Annotated in this window: 12 protein-coding genes, 2 tRNA genes and 2 rRNA genes; 2 read left to right on the forward strand and 14 right to left on the reverse strand. The window is 47.4% G+C overall.

Annotated features, from left to right (window positions below; genetic code table 11):
- Window positions 1–190: 190 nt before the first annotated feature.
- The 5 genes from AC5YB3_RS02915 to gmhB all read right to left on the reverse strand — a co-directional run bounded on the left by AC5YB3_RS02915 (window position 191) and on the right by gmhB (window position 6600).
- Window positions 191–3093, reverse strand: a 23S ribosomal RNA gene (locus AC5YB3_RS02915).
- A 362-nt stretch (window positions 3094–3455) separates the two neighbouring features.
- Window positions 3456–3531 (reverse strand) — tRNA-Ala (locus AC5YB3_RS02920).
- A gap of 137 nt (window positions 3532–3668) precedes the next feature.
- Window positions 3669–3745, reverse strand: a tRNA-Ile gene (locus AC5YB3_RS02925).
- Between the two features lie 148 nt (window positions 3746–3893).
- Window positions 3894–5438 (reverse strand): 16S ribosomal RNA (locus AC5YB3_RS02930).
- Together the 16S and 23S rRNA genes with 2 tRNA genes alongside form the textbook arrangement of a ribosomal RNA operon.
- A gap of 613 nt (window positions 5439–6051) precedes the next feature.
- Complete coding sequence (gene gmhB, locus AC5YB3_RS02935) at window positions 6052–6600, reverse strand: D-glycero-beta-D-manno-heptose 1,7-bisphosphate 7-phosphatase (RefSeq protein ID WP_115333712.1); 549 nt, start codon at window positions 6598–6600, stop codon at window positions 6052–6054.
- A 468-nt stretch (window positions 6601–7068) separates the two neighbouring features.
- Between gmhB and AC5YB3_RS02940 the strand changes: the two genes are divergently transcribed.
- A complete protein-coding gene (locus AC5YB3_RS02940) occupies window positions 7069–7740 on the forward strand; it encodes a GntR family transcriptional regulator (RefSeq protein ID WP_006082136.1) in 672 nt (223 codons plus the stop codon).
- 91 nt (window positions 7741–7831) lie between these two features.
- Window positions 7832–8899, forward strand: coding sequence for a ketoacyl-ACP synthase III (locus tag AC5YB3_RS02945; protein ID WP_006082137.1), 1068 nt, complete (start codon window positions 7832–7834; stop codon window positions 8897–8899).
- 103 nt (window positions 8900–9002) lie between these two features.
- Here the strand turns inward: AC5YB3_RS02945 and AC5YB3_RS02950 are convergent, their stop codons facing one another.
- The 9 genes from AC5YB3_RS02950 to AC5YB3_RS02990 all read right to left on the reverse strand — a co-directional run bounded on the left by AC5YB3_RS02950 (window position 9003) and on the right by AC5YB3_RS02990 (window position 18827).
- Window positions 9003–9584, reverse strand: a complete 582-nt coding sequence (locus tag AC5YB3_RS02950; protein WP_494526525.1) for a lecithin retinol acyltransferase family protein — start codon at window positions 9582–9584, stop codon at window positions 9003–9005.
- 244 nt (window positions 9585–9828) lie between these two features.
- Window positions 9829–10515: an exonuclease domain-containing protein gene (locus AC5YB3_RS02955; protein WP_494526526.1), complete on the reverse strand. Its 687-nt coding sequence runs from the start codon at window positions 10513–10515 to the stop codon at window positions 9829–9831.
- Between the two features lies 1 nt (window position 10516).
- Entirely contained in the window at window positions 10517–12364 is a 1848-nt protein-coding gene (locus AC5YB3_RS02960; RefSeq protein WP_494526527.1) for a DUF294 nucleotidyltransferase-like domain-containing protein, read from the reverse strand.
- A gap of 215 nt (window positions 12365–12579) precedes the next feature.
- Window positions 12580–14316: a sodium:solute symporter family protein gene (locus AC5YB3_RS02965; protein ID WP_226060350.1), complete on the reverse strand. Its 1737-nt coding sequence runs from the start codon at window positions 14314–14316 to the stop codon at window positions 12580–12582.
- Window positions 14317–14327: 11 nt separating this feature from the next.
- Entirely contained in the window at window positions 14328–14594 is a 267-nt protein-coding gene (locus tag AC5YB3_RS02970) for a DUF4212 domain-containing protein (protein WP_006082142.1), read from the reverse strand.
- Window positions 14595–15235: 641 nt separating this feature from the next.
- Window positions 15236–15856 (reverse strand): thiol:disulfide interchange protein DsbA/DsbL, encoded by a 621-nt coding sequence (locus AC5YB3_RS02975; protein WP_011847108.1) that lies wholly within the window; start codon window positions 15854–15856, stop codon window positions 15236–15238.
- 122 nt (window positions 15857–15978) lie between these two features.
- Window positions 15979–16842 (reverse strand): SDR family oxidoreductase, encoded by an 864-nt coding sequence (locus tag AC5YB3_RS02980; RefSeq protein WP_432368815.1) that lies wholly within the window; start codon window positions 16840–16842, stop codon window positions 15979–15981.
- A gap of 56 nt (window positions 16843–16898) precedes the next feature.
- Window positions 16899–18104: an HD-GYP domain-containing protein gene (locus AC5YB3_RS02985; protein ID WP_494526528.1), complete on the reverse strand. Its 1206-nt coding sequence runs from the start codon at window positions 18102–18104 to the stop codon at window positions 16899–16901.
- 225 nt (window positions 18105–18329) lie between these two features.
- Entirely contained in the window at window positions 18330–18827 is a 498-nt protein-coding gene (locus AC5YB3_RS02990) for a DUF2919 domain-containing protein (RefSeq protein WP_126491686.1), read from the reverse strand.
- Between the last annotated feature and the right edge of the window lie 369 nt (window positions 18828–19196).

Raw genomic sequence — 19196 nt, forward strand, 5'->3', positions numbered from 1 at the left:
CAAATTCTGTTTATTACCGTGTCCATCTCAGGACCACGTTAATAATAATTCGGAAAGCTGATTTTCTTTGTTTGAGTTCGCACTTCATCAAGTGTCGATATTCTGTCTAAGGCTTTTCGTACGACCTCCATGGATGGAGGAAGTGCTAGAAAATGTCTGGAACATTTTCAGTAAAACCCATCTGGGTTGTATGGTTAAGCCTCTCGAGTCATTAGTACATGTTAGCTCAACGCCTCACAACGCTTACACACCATGCCTATCAACGTCCTAGTCTCGAACGGCTCTTTAGAGGAATTAAATTCCTAGGGATGACTCATCTTAGGGCTCGCTTCCCGCTTAGATGCTTTCAGCGGTTATCGATTCCGAACGTAGCTACCGGGCAATGCCATTGGCATGACAACCCGAACACCAGCGGTTCGTCCACTCCGGTCCTCTCGTACTAGGAGCAGCTCCCTTCAATCATCCAACGCCCACGGCAGATAGGGACCGAACTGTCTCACGACGTTCTGAACCCAGCTCGCGTACCACTTTAAATGGCGAACAGCCATACCCTTGGGACCGACTTCAGCCCCAGGATGTGATGAGCCGACATCGAGGTGCCAAACACCGCCGTCGATATGAACTCTTGGGCGGTATCAGCCTGTTATCCCCGGAGTACCTTTTATCCGTTGAGCGATGGCCCTTCCATTCAGAACCACCGGATCACTATGACCTACTTTCGTACCTGCTCGACGTGTATGTCTCGCAGTTAAGCTGGCTTATGCCATTGCACTAACCGTACGATGTCCGACCGTACTTAGCCAACCTTCGTGCTCCTCCGTTACTCTTTGGGAGGAGACCGCCCCAGTCAAACTACCCACCAGGCACTGTCCCTAATCCCGATAAGGGACCTAGGTTAGAACATCAAAACTACAAGGGTGGTATTTCAAGGACGACTCCATCATGACTAGCGTCACAACTTCAAAGTCTCCCACCTATCCTACACATGTAGGTTCAATGTTCAGTGCCAAGCTATAGTAAAGGTTCACGGGGTCTTTCCGTCTAGCCGCGGGTATACGGCATCTTCACCGCAATTTCAACTTCACTGAGTCTCGGCTGGAGACAGCGTGGCCATCATTACGCCATTCGTGCAGGTCGGAACTTACCCGACAAGGAATTTCGCTACCTTAGGACCGTTATAGTTACGGCCGCCGTTTACCGGGGCTTCGATCATGAGCTTCTCTTGCGATAACCCAATCAATTAACCTTCCGGCACCGGGCAGGCGTCACACCGTATACTTCCTCTTGCGAGTTTGCACAGTGCTGTGTTTTTGATAAACAGTTGCAGCCACCTGGTATCTGCGACTCCCGTCAGCTTAGAGAGCAAGTCTCATCACCAACAGGAGCGTACCTTCTCCCGAAGTTACGGTACCATTTTGCCTAGTTCCTTCAGCCGAGTTCTCTCAAGCGCCTTGGTATTCTCTACCCGACCACCTGTGTCGGTTTGGGGTACGATTCCCGCTAACCTGAAGCTTAGAAGATTTTCCTGGAAGCATGGCATCAACTACTTCAGTCCCTTAGGACCTCGTCATCAGCTCTCAGTCTGCACACTAAAGTGCGATTCCCCGGATTTGCCTAAGAAATCAACCTACCACCTTAAACGCGGACTACCAACGCCGCGCTAGCCTAGCCTTCTCCGTCTCTCCATCGCAGTTAGCGGAAGTACAGAAATATTAATCTGTTTCCCATCGATTACGCCTTTCGGCCTCACCTTAGGGGTCGACTCACCCTGCCCCGATTAACGTTGGACAGGAACCCTTGGTCTTTCGGCGAGGGGGTTTTTCACCCCCTTTATCGTTACTCATGTCAGCATTCGCACTTCTGATACCTCCAGCGTGGGTTACCCCTTCACCTTCAACGGCTTACAGAACGCTCCTCTACCGCGCACAGTAAACTGTGCACCCGTAGCTTCGGTGACTAGCTTAGCCCCGTTACATCTTCCGCGCAGGCCGACTCGACTAGTGAGCTATTACGCTTTCTTTAAATGATGGCTGCTTCTAAGCCAACATCCTAGCTGTCTAAGCCTTCCCACATCGTTTCCCACTTAGCTAGTACTTTGGGACCTTAGCTGACGGTCTGGGTTGTTTCCCTTTTGACGACGGACGTTAGCACCCGCCGTCTGTCTCCCGAGTAGTACTCATTGGTATTCGGAGTTTGCAAAGGGTTGGTAAGTCGGGATGACCCCCTAGCCTTAACAGTGCTCTACCCCCAATGGTATTCGCTCGAGGCGCTACCTAAATAGCTTTCGAGGAGAACCAGATATCTCCCGGTTTGATTGGCCTTTCACCCCCAGCCACAAGTCATCCGCTAATTTTTCAACATTAGTCGGTTCGGTCCTCCAGTTGATGTTACTCAACCTTCAACCTGCCCATGGCTAGATCACCGGGTTTCGGGTCTACACCTTGCAACTAAACGCGCAGTTAACACTCGGTTTCCCTACGGCTCCGCTATTCGCTTAACCTCGCTACAAAATGTAAGTCGCTGACCCATTATACAAAAGGTACGCAGTCACGGTCTCAAGAACCGCTCCCACTGCTTGTACGTATACGGTTTCAGGTTCTATTTCACTCCCCTCACAGGGGTTCTTTTCGCCTTTCCCTCACGGTACTGGTTCACTATCGGTCAGTCAGGAGTATTTAGCCTTGGAGGATGGTCCCCCCATATTCAAACAGGATGTCACGTGTCCCGCCTTACTCGTTTTCATCAATGGTTAGTTTTCATGTACGGGGCTATCACCCTGTGCCGCTGTGCTTTCCAACACATTCCACTAACACCCCACTGACTTAAGGGCTAATCCCCGTTCGCTCGCCGCTACTAGGGGAATCTCGGTTGATTTCTTTTCCTCCGGGTACTTAGATGTTTCAGTTCCCCGGGTTCGCCTCGCAACACTATGTATTCATGTTGCGATAACAGCTTATGCTGCTGGGTTCCCCCATTCGGACATCGTTAGCTCAAATGCTTGTTACTAGCTCGCCAACGCTTTTCGCAAGTTACTACGTCCTTCATCGCCTCTGACTGCCAAGGCATCCACCGTATACGCTTAGTCGCTTAACCATACAACCCAAATGAGTTTCACTCATCTGAGTCGTATTGCGACCAGCTTGGTTTTACTTGTCTCACTTCTGACCAAAGAAGTGGACGCGCCTTAGACGTAAACTATTCAATAAAGAATAATTTACTTTTGAATATTCAAGACACTTAATAAAGTGTTTGAGAACTCATGTTCAATGCTTTCGCATTGAACGTTTTGTAATTAATCACATGACAGACTCATGCAATTAAATACTATCAGCTTTCCAAATTGTTAAAGAGCGGGCTTAAAAAAGCCAAAGATAATTTTTAAGTTTATCTTTGGCATCTCTATCCATAGTGCATATGCCTTATTACTTTGCAATAAAGTCAGAATAAGGTGTAAATGGTGGAGCTATGCGGGATCGAACCGCAGACCTCCTGCGTGCAAGGCAGGCGCTCTCCCAGCTGAGCTATAGCCCCATTTACATGCAGTGCGAGTAAGTAAGATGTTCCAAACCTCTAAAAGGATTGGTTTGCCAAATCAAGTTATCCGCGGCAAATTAACACTCGTTTAGTGAACTAAACGAGTGTTAATTTAACAAAGGAGAACGAAGATTTGGTGGGTCAGAGTGGACTTGAACCACCGACCTCACCCTTATCAGGGGTGCGCTCTAACCAGCTGAGCTACAGACCCATCTTTGATAAACCTATTTAACTAGGTCTATCTTTTACTCTTTCTTCTATCAAGCAAATCTGTGTGAACACTCAAAAGGTACACGGATGTACCGAATGTCGAAAATGCAGGAGCATTTTTCGACCAAACATTAAGTTAGTCGTATAGGTAAGGAGGTGATCCAGCCCCAGGTTCCCCTAGGGCTACCTTGTTACGACTTCACCCCAGTCATGAACCACAAAGTGGTGAGCGCCCCCCCGAAGGTTAAGCTACCCACTTCTTTTGCAGCCCACTCCCATGGTGTGACGGGCGGTGTGTACAAGGCCCGGGAACGTATTCACCGTGGCATTCTGATCCACGATTACTAGCGATTCCGACTTCATGGAGTCGAGTTGCAGACTCCAATCCGGACTACGACGAGCTTTGTGAGATTAGCTCCACCTCGCGGCTTTGCAACCCTCTGTACTCGCCATTGTAGCACGTGTGTAGCCCTACTCGTAAGGGCCATGATGACTTGACGTCGTCCCCACCTTCCTCCGGTTTATCACCGGCAGTCTCCCTAGAGTTCCCACCATTACGTGCTGGCAAATAAGGATAGGGGTTGCGCTCGTTGCGGGACTTAACCCAACATTTCACAACACGAGCTGACGACAGCCATGCAGCACCTGTCTCACGGTTCCCGAAGGCACTAAGCTATCTCTAGCGAATTCCGTGGATGTCAAGAGTAGGTAAGGTTCTTCGCGTTGCATCGAATTAAACCACATGCTCCACCGCTTGTGCGGGCCCCCGTCAATTCATTTGAGTTTTAACCTTGCGGCCGTACTCCCCAGGCGGTCTACTTAATGCGTTAGCTTGAGAGCCCAGTGTTCAAGACACCAAACTCCGAGTAGACATCGTTTACGGCGTGGACTACCAGGGTATCTAATCCTGTTTGCTCCCCACGCTTTCGTGCCTGAGCGTCAGTCTTTGTCCAGGGGGCCGCCTTCGCCACCGGTATTCCTCCAGATCTCTACGCATTTCACCGCTACACCTGGAATTCTACCCCCCTCTACAAGACTCTAGTTCGCCAGTTCGAAATGCAATTCCCAGGTTGAGCCCGGGGCTTTCACATCTCGCTTAACAAACCGCCTGCGCACGCTTTACGCCCAGTAATTCCGATTAACGCTCGGACCCTCCGTATTACCGCGGCTGCTGGCACGGAGTTAGCCGGTCCTTCTTCTGTAGGTAACGTCACAGCAACAGCGTATTAAGCTGCTACCTTTCCTCCCTACTGAAAGTGCTTTACAACCCGAAGGCCTTCTTCACACACGCGGCATGGCTGCATCAGGGTTTCCCCCATTGTGCAATATTCCCCACTGCTGCCTCCCGTAGGAGTCTGGGCCGTGTCTCAGTCCCAGTGTGGCTGATCATCCTCTCAGAACAGCTAGGGATCGTCGCCTTGGTGAGCCATTACCTCACCAACTAGCTAATCCCACCTAGGTTCATCCAATCGCGGAAGGCCCGAAGGTCCCCTCCTTTCCCCCGTAGGGCGTATGCGGTATTAGCAGTCGTTTCCAACTGTTATCCCCCTCGACTGGGCAGATCCCTAGGCATTACTCACCCGTCCGCCGCTCGCCGGCAAAGATAGTAAACTATCTTCCCGCTGCCGCTCGACTTGCATGTGTTAGGCCTGCCGCCAGCGTTCAATCTGAGCCATGATCAAACTCTTCAATTAAAGTTTTGTTGTTTGACTTACGTCAAACGGCTCAACGAATTCTGTTCGACTTCTATTTATTCGAAAATAAGTAGTAAGTCTTTGTACATATTGCTATGAACACTCATCACTCTCGTGAAAGAATTGGTTGATTTAAATTTTTGACTGCCAACCCTAAGGTTAAGCAGTTTCGATTAACTCAACACCTGTGAGTGTCCACACAGATTTGCTTGATAAATTGTTAAAGAGCATGGTTAGCAGCTTATTCAGCGTTTAACCGTTGACCCCGCTGGGTCAGTGGATGCGCATTATAGGGATGTCAGATTTTACCGCAACCCCTTTGGCGCGAATAATTACGAAAAACGATTCAAGCGCACACTTTTTAAACTAAAAGCGTGTTTTAACGCCAATATTATCGAATTTGTGCTGAGTTATGGGAAAAGATAAGGTTCATCAGCGCTAGAAATGACAAGAGCCAACCTATTAGTTAGCTCTTTATGCCATGTTGGATCGCTTTAACGCAAACTCTCATCCAACAAGAGCGGCAACTCGCGCTACTGGTTACTGTGATAGTTGCTGCTTGAGATGAACTTATCAGCAAATGTTTATCTGCTTATAAGTAGTAGTGCAGCAACTAGCCTAGGCTTTTTAAGTAAGCTGGCACATCGGCAATACTGCCCAGTACCACAGTGGCATCACTGTCATCAGCAATAACCTTACCACTGCGCACTAATATACGTGTGGTTACGCCCGCCGCTTTCGCTGCCTGCATATCTTCGGCTTTGTCGCCAACCATGACTGAGAGAGCTAAGTCTATTTTCAGGAATTGCGCTGCATCATTGAGCATACCCGGCTTAGGTTTTCGGCAATCACAGTCGACCTTATATTCCCCTATGCCATTTTCAGCATGGTGCGGGCAATAGTAGATACCGTCGAGTTCAACGCCTTTGTCGGCAAAGTTCCAATCCATCCACTCCGTTAAGCTGTGGAATTGATCTTCTGTGTACATGCCGCGGGCAATACCAGATTGATTAGTGACGACAACTAACTTGTAGCCCATTTCCTTCAAAGAGAGGCAAGATTCAAACACACCTTCGATATATTCGAAGTCATCCACTAAGTGGACATAACCATGATCTTTGTTAATCACGCCATCACGGTCTAAAAATACTGCTCGACTCACTGTAATACTCCAAAATCGCCTAAGGCGTTATCACGCTATTATTCCATTCATTATCAGAAATTGCACCGCGAAGTTGTGCTTTTAACGCTAAATTGAGCGTTAGTGATGCTTATCACTAGATGCGGATAACACCTTGCCCCGAGAGTCGCAATGTATGAAAAATCTTATCCTGTTAAATCAAAGTCCTTGGGCAACATATTTAACAGTTGTGCCTGACTCAACCGACTAGTCGAAGTACTTCATTGCAGTAGATATACAGCGCACTTAGGAAAATGATGACTGTCGCATTAAAGATTGTTTCCAAGAAAGGCGCATAATTGAGAGAGCTAAAACCATCAAAACCCTCGCCGTTTGGGCATTGTTAATCCCTAAGATGCACCACTCAATCAAGCATTCCCCTTTATTTGTGGTGTTTTTAACGGTAATCTTGGGCAGATAACGAGAAAATACCCGAAATAGACGGAAATAATGAGTCGAACTACGCCTATAGTCCACAAAACCCGCACCCAGTTAGTTGTTGAAGTGCTCAGAGAGAGAATTCTTTCAGGTGACATAGCCGCAGGAGAACCACTCAGACAAAGTGCCTTGGCTGAAGCGTTAAATGTCAGCCGCATTCCGGTGAGAGAAGCCTTATTGCAACTCGAAGCCGAAGGACTCGTTAAGTTTGAGCCCCATAAAGGTGCAACGGCGACCGTGTTATCCGTCGAGCAAGTCACCGAACTTTTTGAATTACGTGCCATGATCGAAACCGATCTGCTCGCTAAGGCGATCCCACTGCTTCAAGAAGCTGATTTAGAAAAAGCTGAACGTGTACTCGAACAATTGGAGTCGGCCTTCAAACATGAAGATGCCGTTGCCAGTTGGAGCGAGTTGAATACGCAATTTCACACTTGCTTATATCAGGCGGCTAATCGCCCACACACCCTTGAGGTTGTTCACGGCCTCAATACTAATTGTGATAGATACATTCGTTTGCAGTTATTGCTCGCGGGGGGGATTCCTGCTGCAGAGCATGAGCACAGAGCTTTACTCAACCACTGCAAACTGAGAGAAACAGAAAAAGCGACGGCGCTACTGCGTCATCATATTCTGCATGCCGCAATGACAATTCGAGATCTCGTCGCCAAACAGGTGGTCTAGATCACGGACGGCCATTAGAGTTGCCGATAAGCTTTGTTGTCGATTCAAGGCAGCGCCCAGGTTCTGCCTTTTTTATTTGAGAGAAACCACCATGCAGTACGCCACTATCACAGGTTGGGGCAAATGTGTTCCACCAGCCACTCTGACCAACGATGATCTTGCGACCTTTATCGAGACATCCGACGAATGGATTAAATCTCGCACCGGCATCAGCCAGCGCCATATCAGTCATGTTAACACCTCTGAACTCGCTTCAGTTGCAGCACAACGCGCGCTCGCAGCTGCGGGTATCGATGGCAGTGAAATCGACATGATCATTCTGGCCAGCGCCAGTCCAGACACTTTGATCCCGAATATCGCATCAACTGTACAAGCTAATATTGGCGCCAGTTGTGCCGCGTTCGACATCAATGCAGCCTGCAGTGGCTTTTTATATGGCTTAGGTTTAGCCAGCTCACAAATCAAGAGTGGCCAGAGCAAGAAAGTATTGGTGATTGGTGCCGAGCGTCTCTCTTTCTATTTAGATTGGTCACGCCGCGAAACTGCCGTGTTATTCGGTGATGGCGCAGGTGCCGTTGTCGTTGAAGCAACAGATGTTGCCGGTGGCGTGCTCGGTTATGAGCTGAATAACGATCCTGAAGGTCGTGACATTCTTAAAGCGGGCTTTGGCACGGCGATGGACAGATTCTCTGCCGAGTCATTGGATTTCTTTATTGAATTCGATGGCCAAGAAATCTTCAAACGTGCGATTAACGGCATGAACAAGTTAAGCACTAAAGTGCTTGAAAAATGTGGCGTTGATAAAGATGAAGTGGATCTTGTTATCCCGCATCAAGCCAACGAGCGCATTATCGATACTTTAGTCAGCCGGATGAAAATTCCGAAAGAAAAAGCCTTCGTTAACATTGCCAACTATGGCAATACCTCGGCGGCAACTATTCCAATTGCGATTTGTGATGCGTTAGAGCAAGGCGTGATCAAGCCGAATCAAACCATACTCTCTTGTGCCTTTGGTGCGGGCTTAACCTCTGCCGCACTTTTGCTGCAATGGGGCGATCGCGTGACGCCTATCAATATCAGTGATGCCGAGTTACCGCCTTGCGATAAAACGGGCATAGAGTTAGTTAAACGCGCTGTGGATTATTTTTGTAAGCCGTAAACGGTTTCTGCAAAACGATAATATCTTGTTTTACTAAGACAAAAAGCCATCTTAATCGATGGCTTTTTTAGTTTATGACGACAAAACTTATTCATTCAACTTACTAATTGATCATCTCATCCCAATAAATACCTTGATTAAAATGCTCGGCGAGTTTTTGATTTAACTCATTAAAACCTTTAACCACCTCTTCGCCCCTTTGACTAATACAAGACCAGACAAATCGATGGCAGTTATTGTCGAACAAATCGTACTCACGATATTGATAAATCGCCTGCTCGGCGCGGGTTAACACAGCCTCGGCGATGAGTGGTTGATGCAGATGATTACAGGCAAGATAGATTTGGCTGCCCGTTCGCCCCGCCAAGAAACGCTTTACCGACACTGCCCGCACCAACCCTGAGCCGTGTAACTCCACTAAGCAATCGTCACCCAGCCAGATACCCGTATGTTCAATCACGCCAAAGACATAACAACAGACAATACTGCCTGGGATTGGCGCAACTTGTTTTAATCCCTTTTGCCATTGACTCGGCGCCGCCACCATAGCGCGATTGGCGACGGGATACTTAGGGGCCTTACCGAGTAATCTGTCGCGCTCAAGTTGCTGACGCTTCTCGCGCTCATCGGCCAACAAAACTGAGCCAATTACGGCACCTCCCATCCAAAGCAAAGGTAACGGCATCATGTTCTCCTACACACTCAGTTTATTAGAGTGAAGTACAAGTTAGTTGGATTGCCAAGTTGGCGGCATTCAATTTAAGCTTTAAAGTTAAGCTTAGGATTAGGTTTCAAGTCTAGCCTGTCAGTAATTAACCTAAGATGAAATCAGAGTGAAATCAGAGTGAGATTAAAGTTAAATCAGCGTAAAGCAGCATCACCTCAACTCGATTAACTCATCCACAAAGAGTGAGTTAAAACTGAAACTGCTAAGTCGATTGCCGCAATAAATCTGCCACAGTAAGTTGCCCCGCCCCGCCCATGGCCGCCATTTGCGCCAATAATAATTCCCCGCAAGCTAAGGCATCGGTCAACGCACTGTGGGCTGTATAAATGGGCAAACCGTAACGTTCGCGGCAAGCGCCAAGGCGCAAACTGCCCTCTTTAATCACTGAATGTTCCCGTAGCAAACGATGCCTTTCAAGCATGAGTGTATCAATGGCGGGTAGGACAAGGGCTTGATGATAAATGGCCAATAAATCCTGCTGCAGAAAGCGACAATCTAGCGGAGCATGATGCGCGACCAGCACCCGGCCATAGGTTTGATTGATAAACCAGCCCATGGCTTCCTCAATCGTCACCGCCTGCACCAGATGATTATCGAGGATCCCGTGGATCGTCGCGCTCTGGCCGACACTGCCGCGAATTTGCACTAATTTTTGCTCGGCGCGCGCTAAAGGGATCTCGCCGCGCTCAATCGGCACTAAGCCAATACTGAGGATTTGATCTTGCTGCGGATTGAGACCTGTCATCTCTAAATCCATCGCCACCAGAGGCGCTTCGGATAACGGCATCGCCAGCAGAGGTAATAGCGATTGATAATAGCCCTTAAATAACTGATGTTGGCAACGTAGCGCCCGCCAATTAAGTTTCATTTTCAGCAGCAGTGTATTCATATCAAAAACTTCGCATGAACTTCATCTTCATCCCCGCCTGCGCCTCATGCACCACTTTAAAGGCATCACGTAGCTGATGGCGGACCAGCGAAGATAAATGTGCGGGTAACAGATAATTGCTCACCTCTAGCCCGAGATTATGTTGATAACCTTGGTTCGATAACCGCATATGGGCGATAAACTCGTGGGCATCGGCAAGATTAAGCGCATCTTTACGATTGAGAATGTTTGCGTCCATCAAGGCACGGATACGTTTCGCAGTATTCACTTCTTTGATCCCTGCCGACAGGGCATAAACACGGGCAATATCATTGATTAAAGCATTGCCCTTATGCTTCAAATCTATGCCTTTGACTTCGCTGCCATCACGTTCGAGGACAAATTTGCGGAAAAAGCCCAGCGGTGGCGACTCCACCAGCGAATTACCTGTCATGCCCGCGAGGAAAATATCGTTATCACGGGTTTGAGCCAAGACTTTATCCTGCAGCGCATCAAATAAGGTTTGTGGGCCGTACACCGAGCGCATATCAAAGAAGATACTGGCGTGCAGTAACGCCTTAGGCTCGGGTGTTATTACCCATTTTTCAAATACTTGTTGCCACTGTTTAAGCGACATTCGCCACTGTGGGTTTTGCGCCATAATGTTGCCGGGGCAAAAATCATAACCGCATTGGTCAAGCCCAGCGCACACCGCATGAGTTAAGGCATCGAAATAACCTTTGGCAAAATCATCCATCTCTTCTGCGACTAACAGGCCATTATCTTGATCTGAACACGCGGCTTGATCTTGGCGTCCCTGTGAGCCAAATGCCAACCAGCAAAAAGCCATGGGCGGCTCACCGAGCAATTGTTGATTGAGCACGATTAGCCGCCGTGTCAGCGCATCGGTGACAGAGGTTAACACTCGGCCAATTTCTTCGGCTCTGGCATCAGCACTGATCAAATTTTGCAGTAACAGCGGAATTTGCTTACTGACGCTAATTAAACTGGCAAGATCCTGCTGGCGTTCAATCTCGCCAATCAACAGCAGCGGTTGCGAGCCCTGCCCGCGCAAGATGTCGGTGCTGGTCACCATGCCGATAGCTTTATCTTGGTCGATAATCGGTAAGTGATGAATGTTATGCTCGCTCATCAGCAACATGGCTTCAAAAATCAACGCATTGGATGAAATTGAGATCGGCGAAACCGTCATGGCTTGATGCACTGCGATATGGCCGTCGAGCCCCGCCGCTAACACCCGATTACGCAAATCCTTATCGGTTAAAATCCCAACTAGCTTGTGATTATCTGTGACCAACAGGGATGACACTCGGCTGTTTCGCATTAAGAGTGCCGCCTGCGTCACGCTCGCGTGGGCATCGATAACAATAGGCGCGGATGACATTAACGTGCTGATCCGACTAGTGGTCGTCAGATCTTTCGCCTTAAAGCGAGCCTCATGACGTAAACGTTTAGCAAATGCGCGGGTAAAAAACTTATCGAAGTTGCGGCTCTCGCTTCTGAGATGATCGAACAAGCTTTGGGGCAAATGATAAACCAAACCGTCTTCGAGAATAGCGACCTTGTTGACGACTTTCTCCCCCGATAACAAGGTCGAAAAACCAAAAAACTCCCCCTCGCCGACTCTATCGACCAGCACGCCTTCAGGATCGCGCACCTCAAAGGCGCCGCTACGCACCATATACAACTTGGGCGAGTTAGCATCAAAATTGACATAACCAGAGGCTTTACTGTAATACCCGACAGTGATGGCCTTAGCACAGCGCACCACAACATCTTCAGGCAGAGTATCAAAAGGCACTAGCCCTTGTAGAAATTGCACTACGGGTTGTAACTCACTGGCATTCATAGGCAACACCTTCTTTTAGGCGAAACTTTTACTTATATGTCATCACTATAGCCTGCATTGTCGCTGCGCTACATTCGACTAAAGTCAGCCTTAGGATGCTCCCGTTAACTCCTCAATAGACTCATTCAACTACAGGGCAAAATACTTTCCAAATGCGCAATAAAAAAGAGCGCCGAAGCGCTCTCTTGTGTTGAAGCAATGATTAAGCGATGAGCTTAGTGACCGCTCGCTTCACCCGAACCTTTAGGGAAACGAATCGATTCGACCATCTCCTGAACATGTAATGGCGTTGCCGTAGTCACACGACTCACTAACGCTGCCACACCAAAGTTCACTAACATACCCACCATACCGATACCTTCTGGTGAAATACCGAGGAACCAGTTAGCGGCAACGTTATCCGCTGGATTCACAAACTTAAAGTAGATGATATAAGCCGCAGTAAACAGTAGACCCGTTAACATACCGGCAATCGCGCCTTCTTTGTTCATTGTCTTAGAGAAGATGCCCATGATGATCGCAGGGAACAGTGATGATGCCGCTAACCCGAAGGCGAACGCTACCACTGCGGCCACAAAGCCTGGTGGATTCACCCCAAAGTAACCCGCAATCACAATGCCCACACCCGCCGCTAAACGAGCAAACATCAGCTCTTTTTTATCGGAGATATTTGGCATCAGGTTTTTCTTCAGTAAATCGTGTGAAACCGAGGTTGAAATCACCAACAACAAACCCGCAGAAGTTGACAAGGCCGCCGCTAAACCACCCGCTGCAACCAAGGCGATAACCCAAGCTGGCAAGTTAGCGATTTCTGGCGTTGCGAGTACGATAATATCGTTATCGATCTTCATTTCGTTTTTGCTAGCAGGATCTTCCATCTTGCCTGCTGCATAATAAAGTTTGCCGTCGCCGTTTTTGTCGTTCCACTTGATCAAACCGGTTTTTTCCCAGTTTTTAATCCACTGCGGCGCAGACTCATAAGCCACACCTTGCGAATCAGCACCGTTAATGGTTTCAATCATGTTTACGCGAGAGAACGCTGACAACGCTGGCACTGTGGTATACATGATACCGATGAACACTAACGCCCAACCCGCAGAGATACGCGCATCTTTCACTTTAGGTACAGTAAAGAAACGCACGATAACGTGGGGTAAACCCGCAGTACCCATCATTAACGCGCCAGTAATACAGAACACATCAATCATGCTCTTAGAACCGTCGGTGTAAGGGGCAAAGCCAAGTTCAGTTGACACATTGTTGAGTTTTTCAAGCAAGTAAACACCACTATTATTACCGGCGGCATCGAGCAATTCAGCACCGAAACCCACTTGTGGAATAATGTGGCCTGTCATCATCACAGATAAAAATATGGCTGGCACCATGAATGCGAAAATCAATACACAGTACTGAGCAACCTGAGTGTAAGTAATCCCTTTCATACCACCGAGTACGGCGTAGAAGAACACGACCGCCATACCGATATACACGCCCGTGTCGACTTCCACTTCTAAGAAGCGCGAGAACACCACGCCCACACCGCGCATTTGCCCTGCAATATAGGTAAAACAAATAAAGATGGCACAGATAACTGCGACAGTACGTGCCGCCTGTGAGTAATAACGCTCACCAACGAAATCTGGCACAGTGAACTTACCAAACTTACGTAAATACGGCGCCATACACAGAGCCAACAATACGTAACCGCCCGTCCAGCCCATTAAGTACACGCTACCGTCGTAACCGACGAAAGACACAATACCCGCTAATGAAATAAACGACGCCGCCGACATCCAGTCCGCCGCCGTCGCCATACCGTTAACTACTGGGTGAACACCGCCACCTGCAACATAGAATTCTTTGGTTGAACCCGCTCGGGTCCAGATTGCAATCCCAATGTAGAGCGCAAACGAGAGCCCTACGATAATATACGTTAGTGTTTGAACATCCATCTCAACGCTCCTTAGTCTTCTTGTACGTTATATTTTTTATCTAAGGCGTTGGCTTTTGCCGCATAGACAAAAATAAGCGCAACGAATACATACATAGATCCCTGCTGTGCAAACCAGAAACCTAATTTGAATCCCATGAAATGGACTTCATTGAGTACATCAACCAATAAAATGCCGCATCCAAAAGAGACTGCCGCCCAAATGGCTAATAAGCTCAGAACGAGACGAATATTCTCGCGCCAATAACCTTTTGCCTTGTCATTGTTTTCAAAACCCATAGTGACTCCCCTGTGCTGTTTTAATTTTAAGTCTTGTTTAATCTAGCAACAGCTGGTGTGAGCACAATCACGACTTTCGTCTAACTCGTGATTCAAAACACTGTCCATAAATAGTGAATAGACATAAATTCAACGAGTTAACAATGATTTTACATTTAGATACAGTTTCAACTTTTTCAACAGGTTAGACCAATGTCGAACAAGAATGAGAGGGATGTAGGTAGATAAGGCGGGAAAACAAACAAGAAATAGGAATAACGTGTTGTCTGAGCTTGAAAAATTAGAAGTTTAATCAGCCTTAAAGATGACTTTAGACTGAAAGTGCATCATATGGTTTGAGGGTTTAACCACTAAAGATGGATGAGATATCAGCATTCGTTCTTTAATTAATAGGCGATTTCAAATCACTCATCCAAATCACGTTAGGCTGGCAGCAAAGCCGTTTCATTTCAGCATTTCACTTAATAGTTATCGCGTAGTTTGATTCACAATTGCTTTTTCAATTTCAGGCAAAAAATAACCCAGCCTAGACTGGGTTATTAACGCTAGATTAGCGAATAGCGGGATAAGTTTCCCAATGCGGCTCGCAAGGCGCTTATTCGTTAGCCGCGATGAGTCTAGTCTCCATTTATTAAACGCGGTTACTTCGCGGCTAAAAACTTAACTAATGCTGCTAACTCTTCTGGCGTGTGCGCGGTCGACGTCAGCATATAACGGCCATTAACCAGTAATGAGGGTACGCCCTTGATCCCAGCAAGCTCAGCTTGAGAGTCATAATTCATGAGGGTGAATTTGGCATCGACGGAATTCATCGCGGCATCAACATCATCCACCTTAGCGCCTTGGGCAACAAAGAAGGCTTTAACCTGTTCAGGCGCAGTAAATTGCTCACCTTTCTCATGGATTTGCTTGAAAATAGCGCCATGGGTTTGCTTAGTCATCTTTAATTTTTGCGCCACATAGTAGGCAAGCTGGCTCAGTTCCCAAGCAGGACGGCCAGCGCCCACAGGGGTACGTTCAAAAGCCACATCTTTGCCGAGCAGTTGCACTGTCAGGTCCATAAGTGGTTCTTGCTTATAGCAATGTGGGCAGTTATAGGAGAAAAACTCTCGCAGCACTGGCTTTTGCGCTTCGGTAATCCCCGCCACAGTGACGTAATCTTTGCCTTCTTCGAAACTTGCGGCCTGCAGTGCAAAGCTGGCACTCAACATTAATCCGCACGCCAATGCGGCTATGGGTCGAACTCGATTAAACACGCTCATTATATTGTCTCTTTTTATTCGTCATTGGTTTAAATAAGGATGACACATTCGCTCAAGCAAAACTTGGAACCCAAAGATAACCTAAAAGTTCGGCTTTTACCTTTAACAATAATTAACCTTTCTCAACATGCCGCTAGCATATCCAGCGGAGAAGCATACTGATATAGAAAGCCTAAATCTGTGACAATTGCGTCACCTTGGATGACTTTACTCGGCATGGATTGTTGATTAAATTCGGGCGCGACTAAACCAAGGGACTCGGCGGCGGCTTGATAAAACTCAGCTTTAGTGGGGTGTGTCGGCGCGCAAAGATTATAAATCGGTGCCACAGATAAACCTGAACCCGTTGCCGCGAGAATCCGACTTACCGCGCTGACACAATCACTTAAGTGGACTAAATTCACTGCCACATTGGCGCCACTGACATCGGTTTTTCCGGCAAGGAAACGTCCAGGGTGGCGTTTGGGGCCTACGAGTCCAGCAAAGCGGACAATACAGGCATGTGGCAAGGCTTGAAATAAAGCTTCTGCATCTAATAGCACTTGGCTGTCGCTAGATTCTGCCAAGGCATCGGCTTCGGTCATCACTTTATCTTGGGCCGGATACACGCCCGTTGTGCTGATAAACACAATCTGCTGATATTGCCAGCCTTGGGTTAATGCGATGAGTTGTTGCAGTTCTTCAAGATACGCGGCGTTACCGCGCTTTAATCGGGGAGGAATATTGACCACCAGATAATCGGTTTGAAATAAACCGCTTAACGCTTGAGCATCGGGGGCAGAGGGTGCTTCGCTACCCAATTGCAGCGGATAGGCTTCAATCCCGACCTCAGTTAATACCGATAATTCGTCGGCGCTGCGCTTACAGCCTGTGACTCTATAGCCCTCATGGACGAGCTGCTTTGCTAAAGCAAAACCAAACCATCCACAACCGACTAAGGCAACACTGGATTTTACTGCGCCGTTTTCTGCTTTTACATTCGCCATATTAGCCCTAAGGGAATCATATCAGCGGATAGAATACGGAACTTAGCGCATAAGATTCAAGTTTGTAGCGAACTAAAATAAAAACTAACCCCTTTATCGACTTGCAAGGTACGAATAGCGCCCTCGGACAATTCTTCCGCTTTGATGGCTTTTTGCACTGTCACGCCTTCGTCACTTAAGAAACGCAGCGATGCTTCACTCCCGTCCTCTTTACAAGCCCACACTTGGGGCTGACTCACTTCTTTAGTGGTCATCATGACTTTTGCCACGCTATCATCCGATAACCTGACAATTGTCCCAGGGGGGTAGATGCCGAGAATTTTAACCAACACAGAAATCAGTGACTCTGAATGTTTACTCGCACGGTTTTTAAACAAATAACCTAATGCCACTTGAGGAGATGTCACTTGCTGACCACTGAGCTGCTGATCGTAATCATTTGCTAAACTCACGATCTGCGTAATGATTGGGATCTTATGCCCCGTCAATCCATCAGGAAATCCTGAACCATCAACAAACTCATGGTGGTATAAAATGATATTCAACACCTCTTTGGGGAATAATCCCGACCGATTCAACATGTCAAAACCAAAATTAGGATGCATTTGCAAATAGTTGGCTTCGTGTGTCGTCAGCGCGCCACGCTTTCGGCGGATGACATCGGGCACTTTAAGCTTACCGATATCATGCAGCAAACTGCCAAGAGCGATATCACGCAACTCTCTTGGGGTTAAATCCAGTGCATGACCTATCATCATTGCCAACACAGCCACAGAGACGCCATGTTGGGTCACACTCACATCTTTCTCATCCATCCCAACCAAGGTAAGGAACGGTGTTTCAACTTCCTGCAAATGGCTTAGCAAGTCTTCGACCAGTGCCGCCGATAATCGATAGGCGCCTTCAGGATCGCTGACTATTTTACCAAACACATTACGTGAGTTATTCACATTCATTAGAAAACGTTTCTGACTCAAACGCATCGCCTTACGGGTATCGGCCTTGAGATCCCGTTCGGGTTCGACTGCTATCTCGTCTTCAATGTCTTCGTCTTCTTCAACAATATCCAGTTCTGCATTCGATTCCGATAACAAAAACACATAGGGGACGCCTAGGCCACGGATCATTTCGATTTGAGCGGCACTGCTGATATCAACGCGGTTAAATAAAAAGGGGTGATTCGTCCATGACAAGGGCAACTTGACTCTCATGCCAAGTTGAATTTCTGATAGTGATAATTTTTTTTGAGGTACTTTTTCCACGCAGTATGACTCCTTTCAAATGTGATGCAGGACATAAACAGATGACCTCATCTGCGTATCCAACAGGGCACATTCAAGCTAAGTACATATAACTATAGATGATTCAAAGCGTTCGATGCAGAGTACAAATGAAAAATCCTTATCAAACTGAGGCATAAGACACATTAATTTGTGCCCTGCGCCTCAGAGTTAAATAAAGAGACTAAATAACAATAGGATAGGATCTTAAGGCTGAAGCTCTTTTTGTTCTATTTTTGGATCTTCTTTTGGCCAGTCACGAAGATAATAACTGAGTCGCTTCGATTTAATGAGATAAATACCCGACCAGAACAAGATCAACGCGTCTAAAGCGAGGCTCCAATGGAATAGGAATTGGCCATGGTTCAGCCGCTGCCCCAGCAAGACACCATCAATCATCAGCAGCAACCACAGACCCCATTTCAAATGCACAAAAATAGGTCTTAACCATTGAGGCGAACGGCGACGTTCGGCAATCACCACAAGATAAATCAAAACCGCGCCAAGTCCCGCCCCGAGTGCTAGCAAAAAATCTGACTTTTCAGGGTAAAAAATCCGCACTAACTCAGAACGGTCACCCATCTGGGTCAGCGAGGCGATAAAAATGCACCAACCGCGCGCAAGATAGGCCAAGAGTGCATATAAAAAGATCGGCGGTTTAATATGGCCTTTATCATCGAGCCAAGTGATGTGACTGAAATTCAAATAGGTTTCCAATTAGCAAAATCTAAAACAGCATATCAAGGAGATGGTGCCAATCGCGACTAATTCAATAGCCAAAGCAGACTATCTTTCCATGTCGTCATTTTTGCTATGCCACATAAAAATAGCGCCTTGGGCAAGGCGCTATTTAATGCTCACGATTCAGTGGTTTTTATACCAATCACATTAAATATCTAATCAGTTCAGAGCCTCACAGGCATCTCAATCCAAGGCGCATTGACGCAGAAATGGTTATTCCCTTTTAAGTCAATGCAACACCGGAGTGGGATGCCTGTATGGCTCCCGAAGGGCGGGTTTCAACGCGCTTTATACTGCGTTTAAGGCTTTCGACAGAGCACCACTATGCCTTCA

This window comes from Shewanella sp. 1311 (genome assembly GCF_059338235.1).